General features: G+C 72.1%; 15 protein-coding genes. 8 read left to right on the top strand and 7 right to left on the bottom strand.

Annotation, left to right across the window (positions count from 1 at the left end):
• Positions 1 to 4: 4 nt before the first annotated feature.
• The 4 genes from ACMA1D_RS01805 (at position 5) to ACMA1D_RS01790 (ending at position 2,233) form a co-directional block, all read left to right on the top strand.
• Positions 5 to 1,189, top strand: a complete 1,185-nt coding sequence (locus ACMA1D_RS01805; protein WP_414722049.1) for a helix-turn-helix domain-containing protein — start codon at positions 5 to 7, stop codon at positions 1,187 to 1,189.
• A gap of 83 nt (positions 1,190 to 1,272) precedes the next feature.
• On the top strand, positions 1,273 to 1,659 hold the full coding sequence (locus tag ACMA1D_RS01800) for a hypothetical protein (protein ID WP_414722048.1): 387 nt from the start codon (positions 1,273 to 1,275) through the stop codon (positions 1,657 to 1,659).
• Positions 1,656 to 1,829 carry a hypothetical protein gene (locus tag ACMA1D_RS01795; RefSeq protein ID WP_414722047.1) on the top strand — a complete coding sequence of 58 codons (174 nt, stop codon included), beginning with the start codon at positions 1,656 to 1,658 and terminating at the stop codon, positions 1,827 to 1,829. Before ACMA1D_RS01800 ends, ACMA1D_RS01795 begins: the two co-directional genes overlap by 4 nt.
• Complete coding sequence (locus ACMA1D_RS01790; RefSeq protein WP_414722046.1) at positions 1,826 to 2,233, top strand: hypothetical protein; 408 nt, start codon at positions 1,826 to 1,828, stop codon at positions 2,231 to 2,233. Before ACMA1D_RS01795 ends, ACMA1D_RS01790 begins: the two co-directional genes overlap by 4 nt.
• Positions 2,234 to 2,442: 209 nt before the next feature.
• On the opposite strand, the gene ACMA1D_RS01785 is transcribed toward ACMA1D_RS01790, so the two are convergent.
• Together ACMA1D_RS01785 and ACMA1D_RS01780 are read right to left on the bottom strand one after the other, a co-directional pair.
• Entirely contained in the window at positions 2,443 to 3,060 is a 618-nt protein-coding gene (locus ACMA1D_RS01785) for a GntR family transcriptional regulator (RefSeq protein WP_414722045.1), read from the bottom strand.
• A 365-nt stretch (positions 3,061 to 3,425) separates the two neighbouring features.
• A complete protein-coding gene (locus tag ACMA1D_RS01780) occupies positions 3,426 to 4,658 on the bottom strand; it encodes a TerD family protein (RefSeq protein ID WP_414722241.1) in 1,233 nt (410 codons plus the stop codon).
• A 628-nt stretch (positions 4,659 to 5,286) separates the two neighbouring features.
• Between ACMA1D_RS01780 and ACMA1D_RS01775 the strand changes: the two genes are divergently transcribed.
• Complete coding sequence (locus ACMA1D_RS01775) at positions 5,287 to 5,709, top strand: pyridoxamine 5'-phosphate oxidase family protein (protein ID WP_414722044.1); 423 nt, start codon at positions 5,287 to 5,289, stop codon at positions 5,707 to 5,709.
• Positions 5,710 to 5,855: 146 nt separating this feature from the next.
• Here the strand turns inward: ACMA1D_RS01775 and ACMA1D_RS01770 are convergent, their stop codons facing one another.
• On the bottom strand, positions 5,856 to 6,626 hold the full coding sequence (locus ACMA1D_RS01770) for an IclR family transcriptional regulator (RefSeq protein ID WP_414722043.1): 771 nt from the start codon (positions 6,624 to 6,626) through the stop codon (positions 5,856 to 5,858).
• Between the two features lie 219 nt (positions 6,627 to 6,845).
• Between ACMA1D_RS01770 and ACMA1D_RS01765 the strand changes: the two genes are divergently transcribed.
• The gene (locus ACMA1D_RS01765; RefSeq protein ID WP_414722042.1) at positions 6,846 to 8,600 is read left to right on the top strand and encodes an aldehyde dehydrogenase family protein; all 1,755 of its coding nucleotides are present in this window, start codon (positions 6,846 to 6,848) and stop codon (positions 8,598 to 8,600) included.
• A gap of 219 nt (positions 8,601 to 8,819) precedes the next feature.
• Complete coding sequence (locus ACMA1D_RS01760; protein WP_414722041.1) at positions 8,820 to 9,881, top strand: aminotransferase class V-fold PLP-dependent enzyme; 1,062 nt, start codon at positions 8,820 to 8,822, stop codon at positions 9,879 to 9,881.
• A gap of 147 nt (positions 9,882 to 10,028) precedes the next feature.
• Here the strand turns inward: ACMA1D_RS01760 and thpD are convergent, their stop codons facing one another.
• From thpD to ectA, 4 genes are all read right to left on the bottom strand, one after another.
• Positions 10,029 to 10,940 (bottom strand): ectoine hydroxylase, encoded by a 912-nt coding sequence (gene thpD, locus ACMA1D_RS01755; protein WP_414722040.1) that lies wholly within the window; start codon positions 10,938 to 10,940, stop codon positions 10,029 to 10,031.
• 91 nt (positions 10,941 to 11,031) lie between these two features.
• Positions 11,032 to 11,436 carry an ectoine synthase gene (locus ACMA1D_RS01750; protein WP_349993677.1) on the bottom strand — a complete coding sequence of 135 codons (405 nt, stop codon included), beginning with the start codon at positions 11,434 to 11,436 and terminating at the stop codon, positions 11,032 to 11,034.
• An 86-nt stretch (positions 11,437 to 11,522) separates the two neighbouring features.
• The gene (gene ectB / locus ACMA1D_RS01745; protein WP_414722039.1) at positions 11,523 to 12,791 is read right to left on the bottom strand and encodes a diaminobutyrate--2-oxoglutarate transaminase; all 1,269 of its coding nucleotides are present in this window, start codon (positions 12,789 to 12,791) and stop codon (positions 11,523 to 11,525) included.
• A gap of 79 nt (positions 12,792 to 12,870) precedes the next feature.
• Entirely contained in the window at positions 12,871 to 13,434 is a 564-nt protein-coding gene (gene ectA, locus ACMA1D_RS01740) for a diaminobutyrate acetyltransferase (RefSeq protein ID WP_414722038.1), read from the bottom strand.
• A 418-nt stretch (positions 13,435 to 13,852) separates the two neighbouring features.
• On the opposite strand from ectA, the gene ACMA1D_RS01735 reads away from it, so the two are divergent.
• Positions 13,853 to 14,953, top strand: a complete 1,101-nt coding sequence (locus ACMA1D_RS01735; RefSeq protein ID WP_414722037.1) for an amidohydrolase family protein — start codon at positions 13,853 to 13,855, stop codon at positions 14,951 to 14,953.
• Positions 14,954 to 15,328: the final 375 nt, after the last annotated feature.

Raw genomic sequence — 15,328 nt, 5'->3', positions numbered from 1 at the left:
CAGTATGCCTGACGATACCGACGTGCCCATTGGCGCACGGATCGCTGATCAGCGGAAGCGGGCCGGGCTCACCCAGCACGGCCTGGCCGGCCGTATCCCGTACTCGTACAGCACGCTCCGCCACGTCGAGTCGGGCCACCGCCGGCCCACACCCGACCTGGTCGCGGCGGTCGCGCGGGCCCTGCACATCGACATCGAGACCCTCACAGGACCACCAGTGCCCTCTCTCCTCCCCGCTCATGTCGCCCCGCTGATAAGGCCGATCCGGGAGGCGCTCGACCTCTATGATCTGCCGGCCGATGCGGGGCTGCGGCCCAGGCCCACGGCCGTGCTCGTTGCCGAGGCCGAGGCTGCGTGCGTCGGCGTCCGGCAGGGGCGCCTGCGGCAGGTGGCAGCGGCACTGCCAGCGCTGCTCGCCGAGCTGACGAACGTGTGCCTGGAGCGGCCGTCCGGCGAGGCGTGGCGGGCCCTGGCGTCGGTGTACCGCACCGCGCACGACGTGACGACCAAGTTGGGCAGCTACGACTTGGCAGCCCGATCGCTGGACCGGATGGGGTGGGCTGCCACTCACGCCGGCGACCCTGTGCTGTGCGCGATCCGCCAGTACAAGCGTGCGCTGGGGTACCGCAGCAGCGGGTCGGATCACGGGATCGGCCTGCGAATGGTCCGGGCCGGCCACGGCATCCTGTCGGCCGCCGAGCCGGGCATGGAGCGGTCGGCGGTGGAAGGACAGCTCCACCTGGGCGCGGCCGTGATAGCGGCCCGAGCGGCGGATCTATCGGCCACGGAGACGCATCTGGCGGAGGCAGCCGAGATCGCCCAGCGCACCGGTGAGGTCGGCCGGGTCCACTGGTTGTCGTTCGGCCCGGCGAACGTGGCGAGCCACGAGGTCTACGCGCGCCTTGCGCTGCGGCAGTACGGCCAGGCTCTGGTTGTGGCGCGGGCTCTGAGGCCGCCGCGCGGGTGGGCGCCATCGCGGAGGGCGGCGGCCTTGGTGGACCGGGCGTGGGCGGAGATGGAGACCGGCCGGACAGCCGCGTCCCTGGTGTCGCTCCAGGCGGCCCGGCGGCTGGCGCCCCAGCAGACGCGGTTGCATCCGCGGGTCGCGCAGACGGTGCGCGGCCTGCGAGCGGTCCGGCGGCGCACGCCGGATGACCTGAACCTCCTGGCCGCCTGGGTGGGGGTGTAGCCGTGTGACAGTTCAGTGACAGTTAGTCCCGCTCTCGCCCTCCACACTGCTGCTCGTCACCAACAGCGGAGGCGAGGATGAGGATGCCGGCGACGCTTGACTGGATTCCCCCGGGCGCTACGGTGCGCTGGACTGAGGTCGGCGCGCACGGCTGGCATGCCGTCAGCCTGCCGTTCCTCCTCGGCGCGTACGTCCTGACGGAGCTGGGCACGGAGTCCGGCGCCCTGATCCAGGACGAGGCCGCCAAACGACTGAGCTGGTTCATCCCTGCCAACGCTGCCGACGGGTACGAGCCGCCGACGGATGACGTGGTGGTGATCACCGACGGCGGCCGGTTGTATGTGCCGGGCCTGGCGCGCTGGGACGTCGTGTGGTGGTGTCTGCCACCTGACGGGACGAGGCCCGTATTCACGGCGCCGGAGATCCTGTTCCCTGCGATTGCCCTCGCCACCGAACGCTGGCTGGCATGAGCGCCGCCGAGCCGCCCTACGTGGCGCCGGCGTGCCGCCTCGCCCAGGACCGGCCGCAGCAGGCGGACGCGCATGAACACTGCCCCGGCCCGTACGAGGTCCGGACCCCGGACGGCGTGCTGGTGCTCACGGGCGACTGCGCCTGCACCTGCCACCAGAACCGCTCATGACCTGGGCCCCGCCGGACGGCGCCGGCCGGGCCGTCCTGCCACTGGGCCTCGGCGCCCCGTGGGTGCTGGTCCGGGCGCCCGCCGGCATTCACCACTGGATGGTGTGCCACAGCACGGAGCCCATGATCCGTGCCCCCGGCGGCGCCTCCGCCTGGTTGCTGGACGCCGCGGCCCTGGCCGGCTGGGAGCGCCGGTACGAAATGCTGCTGCCCCACATTCGTCTGGTCACCAGCGGCACGGCCGTGGTCCCCGGTGCCGGGTGCACCCGCGGGCCCGGCCTGCACTGGGTACGGCCCCGGGGTCTACCGCCCGAGCAGTGGGTAGCGGATGTTCTCTGTCTCGCGGACGATCTCGCGACGGCGTGCGTCGTGCGGGGCTGGCCGCTGGGCCCTCTGCCCCCGTGAGCCGGCAGACCGCGGCACGCGAGGCGACCCCGTTGCGCCCGTGCTGCGGTCTGTCACCGGCCGCCGCCGGTACGCCCCCACGGGCCGGCGGCGGCCACCCCGGCGGGGCCCTCCGCGTGGAATCCGCAAGATGCATGACTGCGTGCATACATCTTCCGTGTATGTCTCCGCGCTGGGAGCATGCTGTCCAGGCTCGTCCTGGCCCAGGTCTACGCGCGAAACCGGACCACCCACCGATCCATCGGGAGGATCAAATCCGCTGTCGAAACCGGGCGCCCACAGTCATCCAACCGAGTCCGCACGACTCGGTATGCGGCCGTATCTACCGTGAGCCCCAGCGCGTGCGCCTGTTGCTCGGGCAGGAGCACTGTCTCCACCTCACAGACCGCGGTCGCATGCGGGCGTCGAGCGCCAGGCCACCAGGTCGTCATCAACATGGCCGACCTTCCATCTGGGTCCCAGCACTCACAGGACTCGTACCGGACCATTGCCCCGACCGGCACGGTGAGGCGCTCCGCGAGTTCGGGTGTTGCAGGGCATGTGCCGCCCGCGATGATCTCGGTGTTGTGAGGCCAGTCCGCGTCCGGCCGGATGAGCGCGCGCACAGCCGGAGGGTAGGCGACGGTGAGCCGGGCGCGCTGTGCTCCTTCCAAGATCCCCTGCCGGCGCAAGAGGGCGACTGCCAGGCGTACGGTCTGCTCATGCACGCCGTATATGGAGGCAAACTCGCGGCGTGACGGCATCTGGTCGCCTGGCCGCCAGTGCCCTGCTCGAACTCGGGCCTCGATAGCGGCAGCGATGCGGCGATATGCCGCCCGGTCTGACATCGCAGCCCCAGCAGGTGATCTTCGAATGAGATCGTCAGGCTAGGGATGCGGCTAGGTCTTGATATATCAAGATGGGTGGATGTCTCGCCCTCCCGTGGTCGCCGGGCCCGGGGCGCAGGTTCACCTCCCAAGTGAGCGCCCCGGGCCCGGCTCTTCTCTGTCGCTGAGTGGGAAACAGGTGGGAAATCTCGCCCGCAATCCGCTCCTCACGTCTACGAGAATCTGCGAGTTACTGCGAACAAGTGAGTTCGGGCGGCAAGCCGACTTCCGCGCCCCCCGCCCACGCCCCACCGAGCACTCCAGCGGCCTTCAGCCCTGCCAGGCATCCGCTGGCGCTCCAGAGAGCGCCCCCATCTGCGGCTTTGTCAGAGCGCCGCGCCTCCGGGCTTGACCATGCCGCGCACGGTGCGCGAGTCGACGTACTCGCCCATCGCCGTCATCTCCCATTCGCCGCTGAACTGGCGGATGAGCTTGGCCATCATCACGCCCGTGCGGGGCTCGGCGTGCGTGAGGTCGAAGCGGACGAGCTCTTCGCCGGTGCCCGCGTCCAGCAGCCGGCAGTACGCCTTCGCCACGTCGGTGAACTTCTGGCCGGAGAACGAGTTGACCGTGAAGATCAGCCCGGTGACCTCCGGCGGCAGCCCGCCGAGGTGCACCGTGATGACCTCGTCATCGCCGCCACCCTCACCGGTCAGGTTGTCGCCCGAGTGCTGGATCACGCCGTTGAGGATGGAGAGCTTGCCGAAGAAGCAGGCGTCGATCTTCTTGCGGTTCGCCCCGTACGCGATGACGGACGCGTCCAGGTCGATGTCCTTGCTGCGGAACGCGGGCTCCCAGCCGAGGCCCATCTTCACCGAGGTCAGCAGCGGCCGACCGCCCTTGACCAGCGAGACCGTCTGGTTCTTCTGGAGGTTGACCCGGCCCTTGTCGAGGTTGACCTTGCCGGTGCCGGCCGGCGGTGGCGGCGGGGCCGCGGGGGCGGTGTGCGGCGCCGGCGGCGGGGCCATTACCGGGGGCGCGGGCGGAGCGGGCGGCGCGGCCGGGAAGCCGGCCGGGGGAGCGGGCGGGGCCGGCGGCGCCACGGGCTGTGCCGCGGGGGCCGCGGGCTCCTCCACGCTGACGCCGAAGTCGGTGGCGATGCCGGCGAGACCGTTGGCGTACCCCTGGCCGACCGCGCGGACCTTCCACGCGCCCGCGCGCCGATAGACCTCGACCACGACCAACGCGGTCTCCGTGCCGAGCTGCGGCGGGGTGAACGTCGCGATGACCGAACCGTCGTCGGCGCCGCGCACGGTGGCCGTCGGCTCGGTGCCGGCGAAGGTCGCGCCCGGGGCGTCGAGGCTGGCCGTCACCACGACCTTGTCGATGTCGGCGGGCACGGCCGAGGTGTCCACGGTGATCGAGTCGCCGGCGCCGCCGGCCGCGGCGCGGTGGCTCACGCCGGGCCCGGTGGGCTGGTTGTAGAAGACGAAGTCGTCGTCGGAGCGCACCTTGCCGCTGGCGGTGAGGAGCAGGCCCGACACGTCGAGCCGCACCGGAGCGGTGACGTCCACCGTCACGCGTGGCACGGAGAGAGGGAGGTTCGAGCCGGGTGTCATAGCGGTCATGCCTCGGGTAACGACCGGGCCCGCTTTACGGTTCCTTGACCAGCTCACGGGGCCGACCCGTGGCCTGCCGCCGGGCGCCCACGGGGTACTCAAGCCCTGCACACGGTCCCGGGAAGAGGGGTGAAAGGGCTGGTCAAACGGTGTCCCTGGGCTGAGCTGCGGCCTGCCAGGTGCCAGCGGGAACCGCTGGTTGTGGACTGCGTGCCACCGGCGCGGGATGTGGACCTCGCGCGGCTCGGCGCACGCCGTGCCCAGCGCAACGGTGGTCCGGCCGAGGCCGACGAAGAGGCCGGTGCCGCCGACATCGAGACAGCAACCGCATCGGAAACCGACACCGGGCGTGGCACCCGGGGCCCCGCGGCTCGGCCGCGTTCACCTGCGCGTACGCCAGTGGCGGCGGCCACGGCACCGCTCCGGGCACGGGCGGCGCCACCGCTCCAGCAACGTCCCCGGCCCCGCCCCGGCACCCACCCCGCTCCAGCACCCGATCCACCCACCCCAGGCGTCGTTCCGCTGGCCGGATCTCGTCCGTGTCGGCCGGGGCCGGAAATAGTCGCTCGGTGCGGTGTGCTGACTGCGGGTGTCCGGGTTGCTGCCCAGGTCCCGCAAGGAGTGCCGCATGCCGCTGTCCCTCGAAGAGCGTCAGGATTTTCTCGCCGAGCCGCACGTGGCGGCGTTGGCCGTGACCGCCGCCGGCGGGCGCGGGCCGCTGAACGTGCCGGTGTGGTACGCCTACGAGCCCGGCGGCGAGGTCCAGGTGATGACCGAACGCGGCTCGCGCAAGGCGCAGTTGATCAGGGCGGCCGGCCGGTACTCGCTGCTGGTGCAGCAGACCGAGCCGACCTACCGGTACGTCACCGTGGAGGGCCCGGTGACCGCGGCGGACCCCGTGACGGAGGAGGAGTTGCGTGCGATCACCGCCCGCTACCTGCCGGCCGAACGGGTCGAGGAGTACGTGACGCGGGTCCTGCCCGGCATCGATGAGCTGGTCAACTTCCGACTACGCCCCGAGCACTGGCTTTCGGCCGATGTGAGTGCCTGACCGGCGCCCGTGCCCCCTGCCGCCTCCGTGCCCCCGCACCCGCCCATCCGTCAGGCGCGCCAGACCAGCCGTTCCCGGCCGGCCACCCGCCGCTGCCCACCGTCCCGGCAGCCACCTCCGCCGGCAACCCCCGCCGGTCGGCTCCCTCACCCCCGTCGGGTCACCAGCGCCAATGCGTCGCGGGCCGTGTGGAGGGCGGCGGTGATGGTGCGTTCGTGGGCCGGGGTCAGCCGGGCCGCCGGGATGGAGCAGCTCAGGGCGTCGCGGGCGGGGGTGCGGTATGGGACGGCCACGCCGAAGCAGTGCAGGCCGAGGGTGTTCTCCTCGCGGTCCACCGCGTAGCCGCGCTCGCGCACCTGGTGCAGTTCGTCGACGAGCCGTTCCCGGTCGGTGATGGTGTGCTCGGTCAACCGGTCGAGCCGTGGCGGGAGCAGGTCGCGCACCCGGTCGTCGGCGTACGTGGCCAGCAGCGCCTTGCCGAGCGCGGTGCTGTGCGCGGGCAGCCGGCGGCCGACCCGGGCGAAGGGGCGCAGGAAGTGCGGTGCGGGGCGGATGGCGAGGTGCACCACGCTGGTCCCGTCGAGCCTGGCCAGGTGGATGGTCTCGGTGGTGTCGGCGCACAGCCGGTCGAGCGTGGGCCGGGCGGCGGCAACGACCTCGTCCCCGTCGACGTAGGAGGTGCCGACCAACAGGGCGCGCACCCCGATGCCGTACCGGGTGCCCGTCGCGTCCGTCTCCACCCAGCCGAGCTCGACCAGCGTCCGCAGCAGCATGTAGAGGCTGGACTTGGGGTAGCCGACCGCCTCCTGGACGGAGGCGAGGCTGTGCGTGCCGGGACGGGCGGCGAAGTACTCCAGCAACTCCACCGTACGAACAGCGGACTTGACCTGCGCACCACCTGCGGCAGCCACTGACATGTGCCCTTGACCCCTTTGAATCGACAGACCTAGAGTCCCCGGGTAGTTCACGTTCTGAGTCGATGTCCCAGCCGATGTCCCCGTCGACGTCACGGTCGGTAAACCAGTCGACAGGCCAGTTGACGAAACGGTCGGCGTCGGGTTCGACAGGCGGTCGATGTTCAGCGTAGCGAACAGCGCCGGAGGTGCGGCGCGCGAGTACACCGGGAGGGGCCCGCCGTGCCGGCACCAGTGTGGAGCGTCGATCCGCGGACCGGGAAGCAGCGGGAGCAGGTCGCGCTGGAGTCCGACGAAGCCGCCGTGGACCGTGCGGTGCGCGCCGCCCACGCCGCACGCGGTGACCTCGCCGACCGCACCACCCGGGCCGCCTTCCTGCGCACCGCGGCGGCGCTGCTTGAGGCGGACGGCGCCGCGGTGGTGGCCCTGGCCGACGCCGAGACCGCGCTCGGCACCGGCCGGCTCACCGGTGAACTGGCCCGTACCGCCTACCAGTTGCGCGCCTTCGCCGACGTCGTCGACGAGGGCCGCTATCTCGACGTCACCATCGACCACGCGCTGGACTCGCTCACCCCGCCCCGGCCCGACCTGCGCCGCTACCGCATTCCGCTCGGCGTCGTCGCGGTCTACAGCGCCAGCAACTTCCCGCTGGCCTTCTCCGTGCCCGGCGGCGACACCGCGAGCGCGCTGGCGGCCGGCTGCCCCGTCGTCGTCAAGGCCCACCCCGACCACCCGGCCACCTCCGAGCGCTGCGCGCAACTGCTGCGCCGCGCCGCCGAGCAGAGCGGGCTGGCCGCCGACATCGTCACCCTCGTGCACGGCTTCGCCGCCGGCACCGCCCTGATCAACCACCCGCTGGTGCGCGCCGCCGGCTTCACCGGTTCCATCCGCGGTGGCCGCGCCCTGTACGACGCCGCAGCCGCCCGCCCGCACCCCATCCCCTTCTACGGCGAACTCGGCAGCCTCAACCCGGTGGTGATCACCGAGGCAGCCGCCGTGGAACGGGCCGCGGAGATCGGCGGCGGGCTGGCCGGTTCGGTGACGCTGGGCGTCGGGCAGTTCTGCGTCAAGCCCGGGCTGGTCCTCGCGCCTGCCTCCGAGGCCGGTGACCAGGTGCTGGCCGCGCTCGCCGCGGCGGTCGCCGCCGTCCCGCCCGGTGTGCTGCTCGACGCCAGGATGCGGGACGCGTACCTCGCGGGCGTACGGGAGCGGGCCGCGCTACCGGCGGTGCGCAGTGCCACACCGGCCCCGGACGACGCCGTACCGGCCCTGATCAGCACCGATCCCAGCGCGGACGCCGCGACCGAGCACGCCCCGGACGACGCCGCCGAGCCCCCGGCGGACGCCGCGGCCGACCCCACGCCGGCCCGCACCGCGGACGCGTCCCCCGCCGGCCAGCCCGGGGCCACCCCGGCCGCCGGCCGGGAAGCCGACGGCCTGGTCCGCGCCGCAGTGCTCACCGTGCCCGCCGCCGAACTCGCCCGGCAGGGCCCGTACGACCTGCTGCTCGAAGAGTGCTTCGGGCCGGTCACCGTCGTCGCGCGGTACGCGCACGAGGACGAGATCGGGGCGGTGCTGCGCCGGCTGCCGGGCAATCTCACCGCGACCGTGCAGCTCAGCGCGGCCGAGTGCGCGGGCGACGACGCCGCGCCGACGGCCGGCGGGGACGCGGCCGGCGAGGGCCGCGGCGCGCGGCTGCTCGCCGAGCTGACCCCGCTCGCCGGGCGGCTGCTGGTCAACGGCTGGCCCACCGGTGTCGCCGTCGCCCCCGCCCAGCACCACGGCGGGCCCTATCCGGCCACCACCTCCACCACCACATCGGTCGGGGCGGGCGCCATCGACCGCTGGCTGCGCCCGGTGGTCTACCAGGACACCCCGCCCGCGCTGTTGCCGCCCGAACTGCGCGCCGAGAACCCGCTCGGCCTACCGCGACGGGTGGACGGCCGCGGCGCCCCTGACCAACAACAGCGCCCCTGACCAACAACGGCGCCCCTGCCCAACGGCGCTGACCGGCCGCTACCGCCTCCGACGTACCGCTGCCACCGCGCGGTGCGTGCCGCCGGCCGCGGCCCGGCCGCACCGCCGTTACGCCACCGCGCGCAGGGCCTTGGCGCAGGCCAGCGCCGTACGGCCGGGGCACAAGACGGCGCCGCCGTGGCATGGACGCGCCGGGCGGGCGGCCCGCATAGTGAGGTCATGGAGAGCCTGGCAACGGAACGCACGGTCCGCCAGCAGTTCGCGGCCGAGACCACCTACCTCAACACCGCATCCACCGGCGTGCTGCCCCTGGACGCCGCCGAGGCCGTCCGCACCGCCCTCACCGAGTACAGCACCGGTCGGCCCTACATCAAGGAGGGCTTCGACTCCGTCGAGGAGTCCCGGGCGTTGTTCGCCCGACTGGTCGACGTGGACGTCCGGCGGGTCGCGGCCGGCGCGTCGGTCGCGGTGTACGCGGGGCTGCTGGCCACCTCGCTGCCGGCCGGCGCCGAGGTGCTCGTCGTCGACAACGACTTCAGTTCCCTGGTCAACCCGTTCGTCGTACGCGCCGACCTCAAGGTGCGCAGCGTGCCGCTGCCCGAGTTGGCCGACGCGGTACGGCCCGGCACCGACCTGGTCGCGGTCAGCGCCGTACAGTCGGCCGACGGTCGGATCGCCGACCTCGCCGCGGTGCGGGACGCGGCCCGCGCGCACGGTGCCCGCACCCTCATCGACGCCAGCCAGGCCGTGGGCTGGCTGCCGCTGCGCGCGGACGACTTCGACTACCTGGTGGCGGTGGCCTACAAGTGGCTGCTGGCGCCGCGCGGTGCGGCGTTCCTGGTCACCCCCGAGGACCGCGACCACATCTCGCCGATCTTCGCGGGCTGGGTGGCCGGCGAGGCGCCGTGGGACTCCTGCTACGGGCCGGTCACCGAGCTCGCGCACGCCGCGCGGCGCTTCGACGAGAGCCCCTGCCTGCTCGCGTACAGCGCGGCCCGGCACTCGCTGGCGCTGCTCGACCGGCTCGGCCCCGAGCGCATCGGCGCGCACAACGCGGCGCTCGCCGACCGCTTCCGGGCCGGCCTGGTGGAACTCGGCCACCAGCCGATCCCGGCCCCCGGTTCGGCGATCGTGTCGGTGCCCGGCCTCGACCACCTGGCGGAACGGCTGGCCGACGCCGAGGTGTTCCTCTCCAGCCGGGCCGGCAACTTGCGGGCCTCCTTCCACCTGTACAACACCGAAGCGGAGGTGGACCGGGCGCTGGCCGCTCTCGCCGGCTGACCGCGCGCCGGCCGGGACCTGGCGGGAGCCCCGGACCCGGCCGTACCGCGGGCCACCCGGTCGCCGGCCCCCCGGCACACCGGGCCAGAACGCGCCGCGGGGCGGCAGTGGCCGGGCCACCGCCGCCCCGTCGGGCTGCTTCCGGAGCTAGCGCACCGGCGTGAACGGCGGCCGGGCGCCGATGAACTCGGGGCGCGGCACCGGGGCGGCGAACGGCTCCACCGCCGGGTTCTCCATGCTGTTGAAGACGATGAAGACGTTGCTGCGCGCGTACGGGGTGATGTTGTCCCCGCTGCCGTGCATGCAGTTGCAGTCGAACCAGGTCGCCGAGCCCGCCTTGCCGGTGAACAGCCGGATGCCGTGCGCGTCGGCGAACTGGGTCAGGGCCGCGTCCGACGGGGTGCCGGCGTCCTGCATCTGGAGCGACTTCTTGTAGTTGTCCTCGGGCGTGGCACCCGCGCAGCCCAGGAACGTACGGTGCGAGCCGGGCATGATCATCAGCCCGCCGTTGGTGGCGTAGTTCTCGGTCAGGGCGATCGAGACGGACACCGTCCGCATCCGCGGCAGCCCGTCCTCGGCGTGCCAGGTCTCGAAGTCGGAGTGCCAGTAGAAGCCGGAGGCGCCGAAGCCGGGCTTGACGTTGATCCGGCTCTGGTGCACGTACACCTCCGAACCCAGGATCTGCCGGGCGCGGCCCACCACCCGCGGGTCGCTGACCAGCTTGGCGAAGACCGGGCTGAGCTCGTGCACCTCGAACACCGACCGCACGGCCTGCGACGCGGGCTCGACGATCGAGCGCTCATCGGCCCTGATGGCCGGGTCGGAGACGAGCCGGTCGAGTTCGGCACGGTAGCCGGCGACCTCATCGGGAGTGATCAACTGATCCACCGTCAGAAAGCCGTCGCGCTCGTAACCGGTCAGCTCGGCGTGGTCGATGGGCCCCTGTGCCCATCCGCCGTCCGGCATCGCCCACACCACCGGGTCCTGCCGCGGGGTCGACACCTCGGTGGCCCCACGGGTCGGGTACAGGTCGGCGATGCGCTCGGGTGCGGTGGTCATGGTGTTGCCTTCCTCTCCTCTCGTACGGTCCGTGCGTGGCGGGCCGCAGCACCGGTAGTGGCCGGCGGGCGGCCTAGACGCCGCCCGCGCGTCAGGCGTCCGCGGGCTCCGTCAGCAGCGGGTACACGCCGTTCTCGTCGTGGTCCTCGCGGCCGGTGACCGGCGGGTTGAACACGCACACGCAGCGGAAGTCGGTCTTCGGCCGCATCGTGTGCTTCTCGTGCCCGTCCAGCAGGTACATCGTGCCGGGGGTGATCCAGTGCTTCTCGCCGGTCTCGTCGTTGGTGAGTTCGGCCTCGCCCTCCACGCACAGCACGGCCTCGATGTGGTTCGCGTACCACATCGACGTCTCGGTGCCTGCGTACAGGACGGTCTCGTGCAGGGAGAAGCCCACGCGCTCCTTGGCGAGCACGATGCGCTTGCTCTCCCAGGTGCCCGACGCGGCCTTCACGTGCCGGTCGGTGCCTTCGATGTCCTTGAACGAACGGACGATCACGGTGAGTCGGTGCCTTTCTCTAGCGCGCCCCACGGGGCGCGGCCGGCCGGCCCCGCGGCGGGTCGCCGCGGGGCGGGGGATGGGGGTCAGACGGTCTCGCGTACGGCGCGGGCCAGCGTGCGCAGGCCCTCGTCGAGCTCCTCGGGGCTGATGGTCAGCGCCGGCAGCAGCTTGACGACCTCGCTCTCCGGGCCCGACGTCTCGATCAGCAGCCCGAGTTCGAAGGCCCGGCGCGCCACGGCGGTGGCCCGGTCCTTGTCGGTGAACTCCAGGCCCCAGACCAGGCCGCGGCCCCGGTACTCGGCGCCGAGCCGGGCGTGTTCGTCGCAGATGGCGCGCAGCGCCTCCTCCACCTGCTCGCCGCGGGCCAGGGTCTGCTTCTCCATCTGGCCGTCGGCCCAGTAGGTGTCGAGCGCGGCGGCGGCGGTGACGAAGGCCGGGTTGTTGCCGCGGAAGGTGCCGTTGTGCTCGCCCGGCTCCCACACGTCGAGCTCCGGCTTGAACAGGGTCAGTGCCAGCGGCAGCCCGTACCCGCTGATCGACTTGGAGACGGTGACGATGTCCGGGACGATGCCCGCCTCCTCGAAGGAGAAGAAGGCGCCGGTGCGTCCGCAGCCCATCTGGATGTCGTCCACGATCAGCAGCATGTCGCGCCGCTTGCACAGGTCGGCCAGGCCGCGCAGCCATTCGGTGCGCGCCACGTTGATGCCGCCCTCGCCCTGCACGGTCTCCACGATCACCGCGGCCGGCTGGTTGAGCCCGGAGCCCTGGTCCTCAAGGAGACGTTCGAACCACAGGAAGTCGGGAACCCGGCCGTCCAGGTAGTTGTCGAACGGCATGGGGGTGCCATGCACCAGCGGAATGCCCGCACCGGCGCGCTTGAAGGCGTTGCCGGTGACGGCCAGCGAGCCGAGGGACATGCCGTGGAAGGCGTTGGTGAAGGACACGATCGACTCGCGGCCCTTGACCTTGCGCGCCAACTTCAGCGCGGACTCCACCGCGTTGGTGCCCGTCGGGCCCGGGAACATGACCTTGTACGGCAGGTCCCGCGGGCGCAGGATCGTCTGCTGGAAGGTCTCAAGGAAGGCGCGTTTGGCGGTGGTGCTCATGTCGAGGCCGTGCGTGACGCCGTCGCGCTCGATGTAGTCGATCAGGGCGCGCTTGAGCACGGGGTTGTTGTGCCCGTAGTTGAGCGACCCGGCCCCGGCGAAGAAGTCGAGGTAGGTGTGGCCGTCCTCGTCGTACATGTGGCTGCCCTGGGCGCGGTCGAAGACGGTGGGCCAGCTTCGGCAGTAGCTGCGCACCTCCGACTCCAGGGTCTCGAAGACGCTCAGGTCCGGCTGGGTGATGGTCACAGCATGCTCCTGGGAGATGAGTGGCGCGGGTGGCGGCAGGGGGGAAGTGCTTCGTTTGCGGTGCGGTGCGGTGGCCGGCTCAGCGGTCGGCTGCGGGTGGGGCCAGTGGCCCGATGCGGTACAACACCTCGGGCTCGTGGCTCCCGTCGGGGAACATCTGCCCGTCGAACAGCACCTCACGCTCGACCGCTGCCCCGTGCCGCTCGGCGAACGAGGTGAACAGCCGGTTCGATGCGGCGTTGTCCGGCGTGATGGTGGTCTCCACGCGGCGCACGCCACTCTCGGCGGTGACCCGCGCGGTCAGTCCATCAAGCAGTGCTCCCGCGAGCCCTCGGCCGCGGCAGGCGTCGTCGACGGCGACCTGCCAGACGACGAGGGTCTGCGGGCGCTCAGGGCGGATGTATCCGGTGATGAAGCCGACTGGCGCGCCGTCGTCGGCGCGCGCCACCACCGATGTGGCGGCGAAGTCGCGACACCACAGGAGGTAGCTGTACGAGGAGTTCAGGTCCAGTGCCTTCGAGTCGCGGGCGATGCGCCAGATCGCGGCTCCATCCTCGACGCTCGGTGAGTCGAGCTTCAGTCCCTCCGGTATTTCCAGGAATTCGCTGTGGGCACGTGCAAGGTCTGCTTGTGCGGCGGTCATGCAAATTGAATTTACCTAGCTGAATCGGAAATTGCATCGCGAGGAGGGGTTACCTAGGAGTGGGGTCTTGTGGTAACGCGCAGGGACGCGCGTGCGCGCGACCGCTCGACGGAAGGTGACGGTTTGACCCGTATTTTTGCGACGAAACGGGCGCGCTGTGGCTTCTGTCACAGATGCATAACGGCCTTGAGCTGCCGCGGAATTGCGTACTCACCGCTCGCAAAATCTTGGCGTTTAGGCCCGAAAAAAGCGGGCAGGAGAATATGGGTTGCTGAGCTGAATAAGTAAGTTCCCAGCGTTAGGAATTCATTAGCATAAGCGCAGAGTCGGAGCTTCGGTTGAGCGTTCACCGGAGTTCCGGCGGGCTCGTGTGGCGGGCGGTCCGGGGCCGCCTTAGGGTGACTCGTAGAGTGCGCCCATGAGCGAGAGCGCGGTGCTGCACATCAAGGGGCGGGTACTGGCCGGGCCGGCCGCCGACGAGGACGTTCACGACGAACTCTGGGTGGTTGACGGGAGGATCACCTTCGACCGCCCGACCGGCGCGCGGGACGTGCGCGTCGTCACCGGATGGGCGCTGCCCGGTCTGGTGGACGCCCACTGCCACGTCGGGCTCGACGCCCACGGGCCGGTGGACGAGGCGACGAGCGAGAAGCAGGCCGTCACCGAACGGGACGCCGGGGTCCTGCTGTTGCGGGACGCGGGCGCGCCGTCCGACACCCGCTGGATCGACCACCGTGACGACCTCCCCCGCATCATTCGTGCGGGCCGCCACATCGCCCGCACCCGTCGTTACATCCGTAACTACGCACACGAGATCGAACCCGAAGATCTGGTCGCCTACGTGGCCGCAGAGGCGCGTCGCGGCGACGGCTGGGTAAAACTCGTCGGCGACTGGATCGACCGCGAACACGGTGACCTGGCGGCCTGTTGGCCGCGCGGCGAGGTGGCGGCGGCCATCGCCGAGGCGCACCGGCTCGGCGCCCGGGTGACCGCCCACTGCTTCGCCGAGGAGAGCCTCGCCCCGCTGGTGGACGCGGGCATCGACTGCATCGAGCACGCCACCGGGCTGACCGAGGACACCATCCCGCTCTTCGCGGAGCGCGGCGTGGCCATCGTCCCCACCCTGGTCAACATCGCGACCTTCCCCGACCTGGCCGCCGGCGGCGAGGCCAAGTTCCCGACCTGGGCGGCCCACATGCGCCGCCTGCACGAGCGCAGGTACGAGACCGTACGGGCCGCCTACGACGCCGGGGTGCCCATCTACGCCGGCACCGACGCGGGCGGCTCGCTGGCGCACGGGCTGATCGGTGACGAGGTGGCCGAACTGGTCAAGGCCGGCATCCCGGCCGTCGACGCGCTCTCCGCCGCCACCTGGGGCGCCCGCACCTGGCTCGGTCGCCCCGGCATGACCGAGGGCGCCGCCGCCGACCTGGTCGTCTACGACAGCGACCCGCGCGAGGACGTCCGGGTGCTCAAGGCGCCGCGCCGGGTGGTGTTGCGGGGGCGGGTGGTCGGCTGAGGGGTACGGGTCGGGGGCGGCCGGGCCCGGAGGAGGGGCTTGGTGGGTCTGGGGCGGGGCTGGGGGTTGGGCCTCGGTTGGGGCCCGGGCGGAGTCGGGTGGGCGGGCGCGGGTGAAAAAGTGGCGCGGACTCACCCGATGCGGTGAATGCACGTCCCGTAGGCGTTCGTTCACCCTTCGTACGTCAGCATGGCGGAACCGGCGCCGCCGGCGTCTGCGCACGCACGCAGCCGGCCGGCGACCGCCGCCTCCTGTTCGACGTCTCCCGTGGGGGTTCCCTCCGTGTCCCGTTCCACCTCTTCCTTAGCCGTGCCGCTGCGGCGCGCCGCGGCCGTGCTCGCGACCTGCTCGGCGCTGGTCGCCGGCGCGGCCGGC

The sequence above is a fragment of the Streptomyces sp. 796.1 genome, assembly GCF_047525675.1.
In the GTDB taxonomy this organism is placed as follows: Bacteria; Actinomycetota; Actinomycetes; order Streptomycetales; family Streptomycetaceae; genus Streptomyces.
This window is presented reverse-complemented; position numbering and strand designations above follow the sequence as displayed.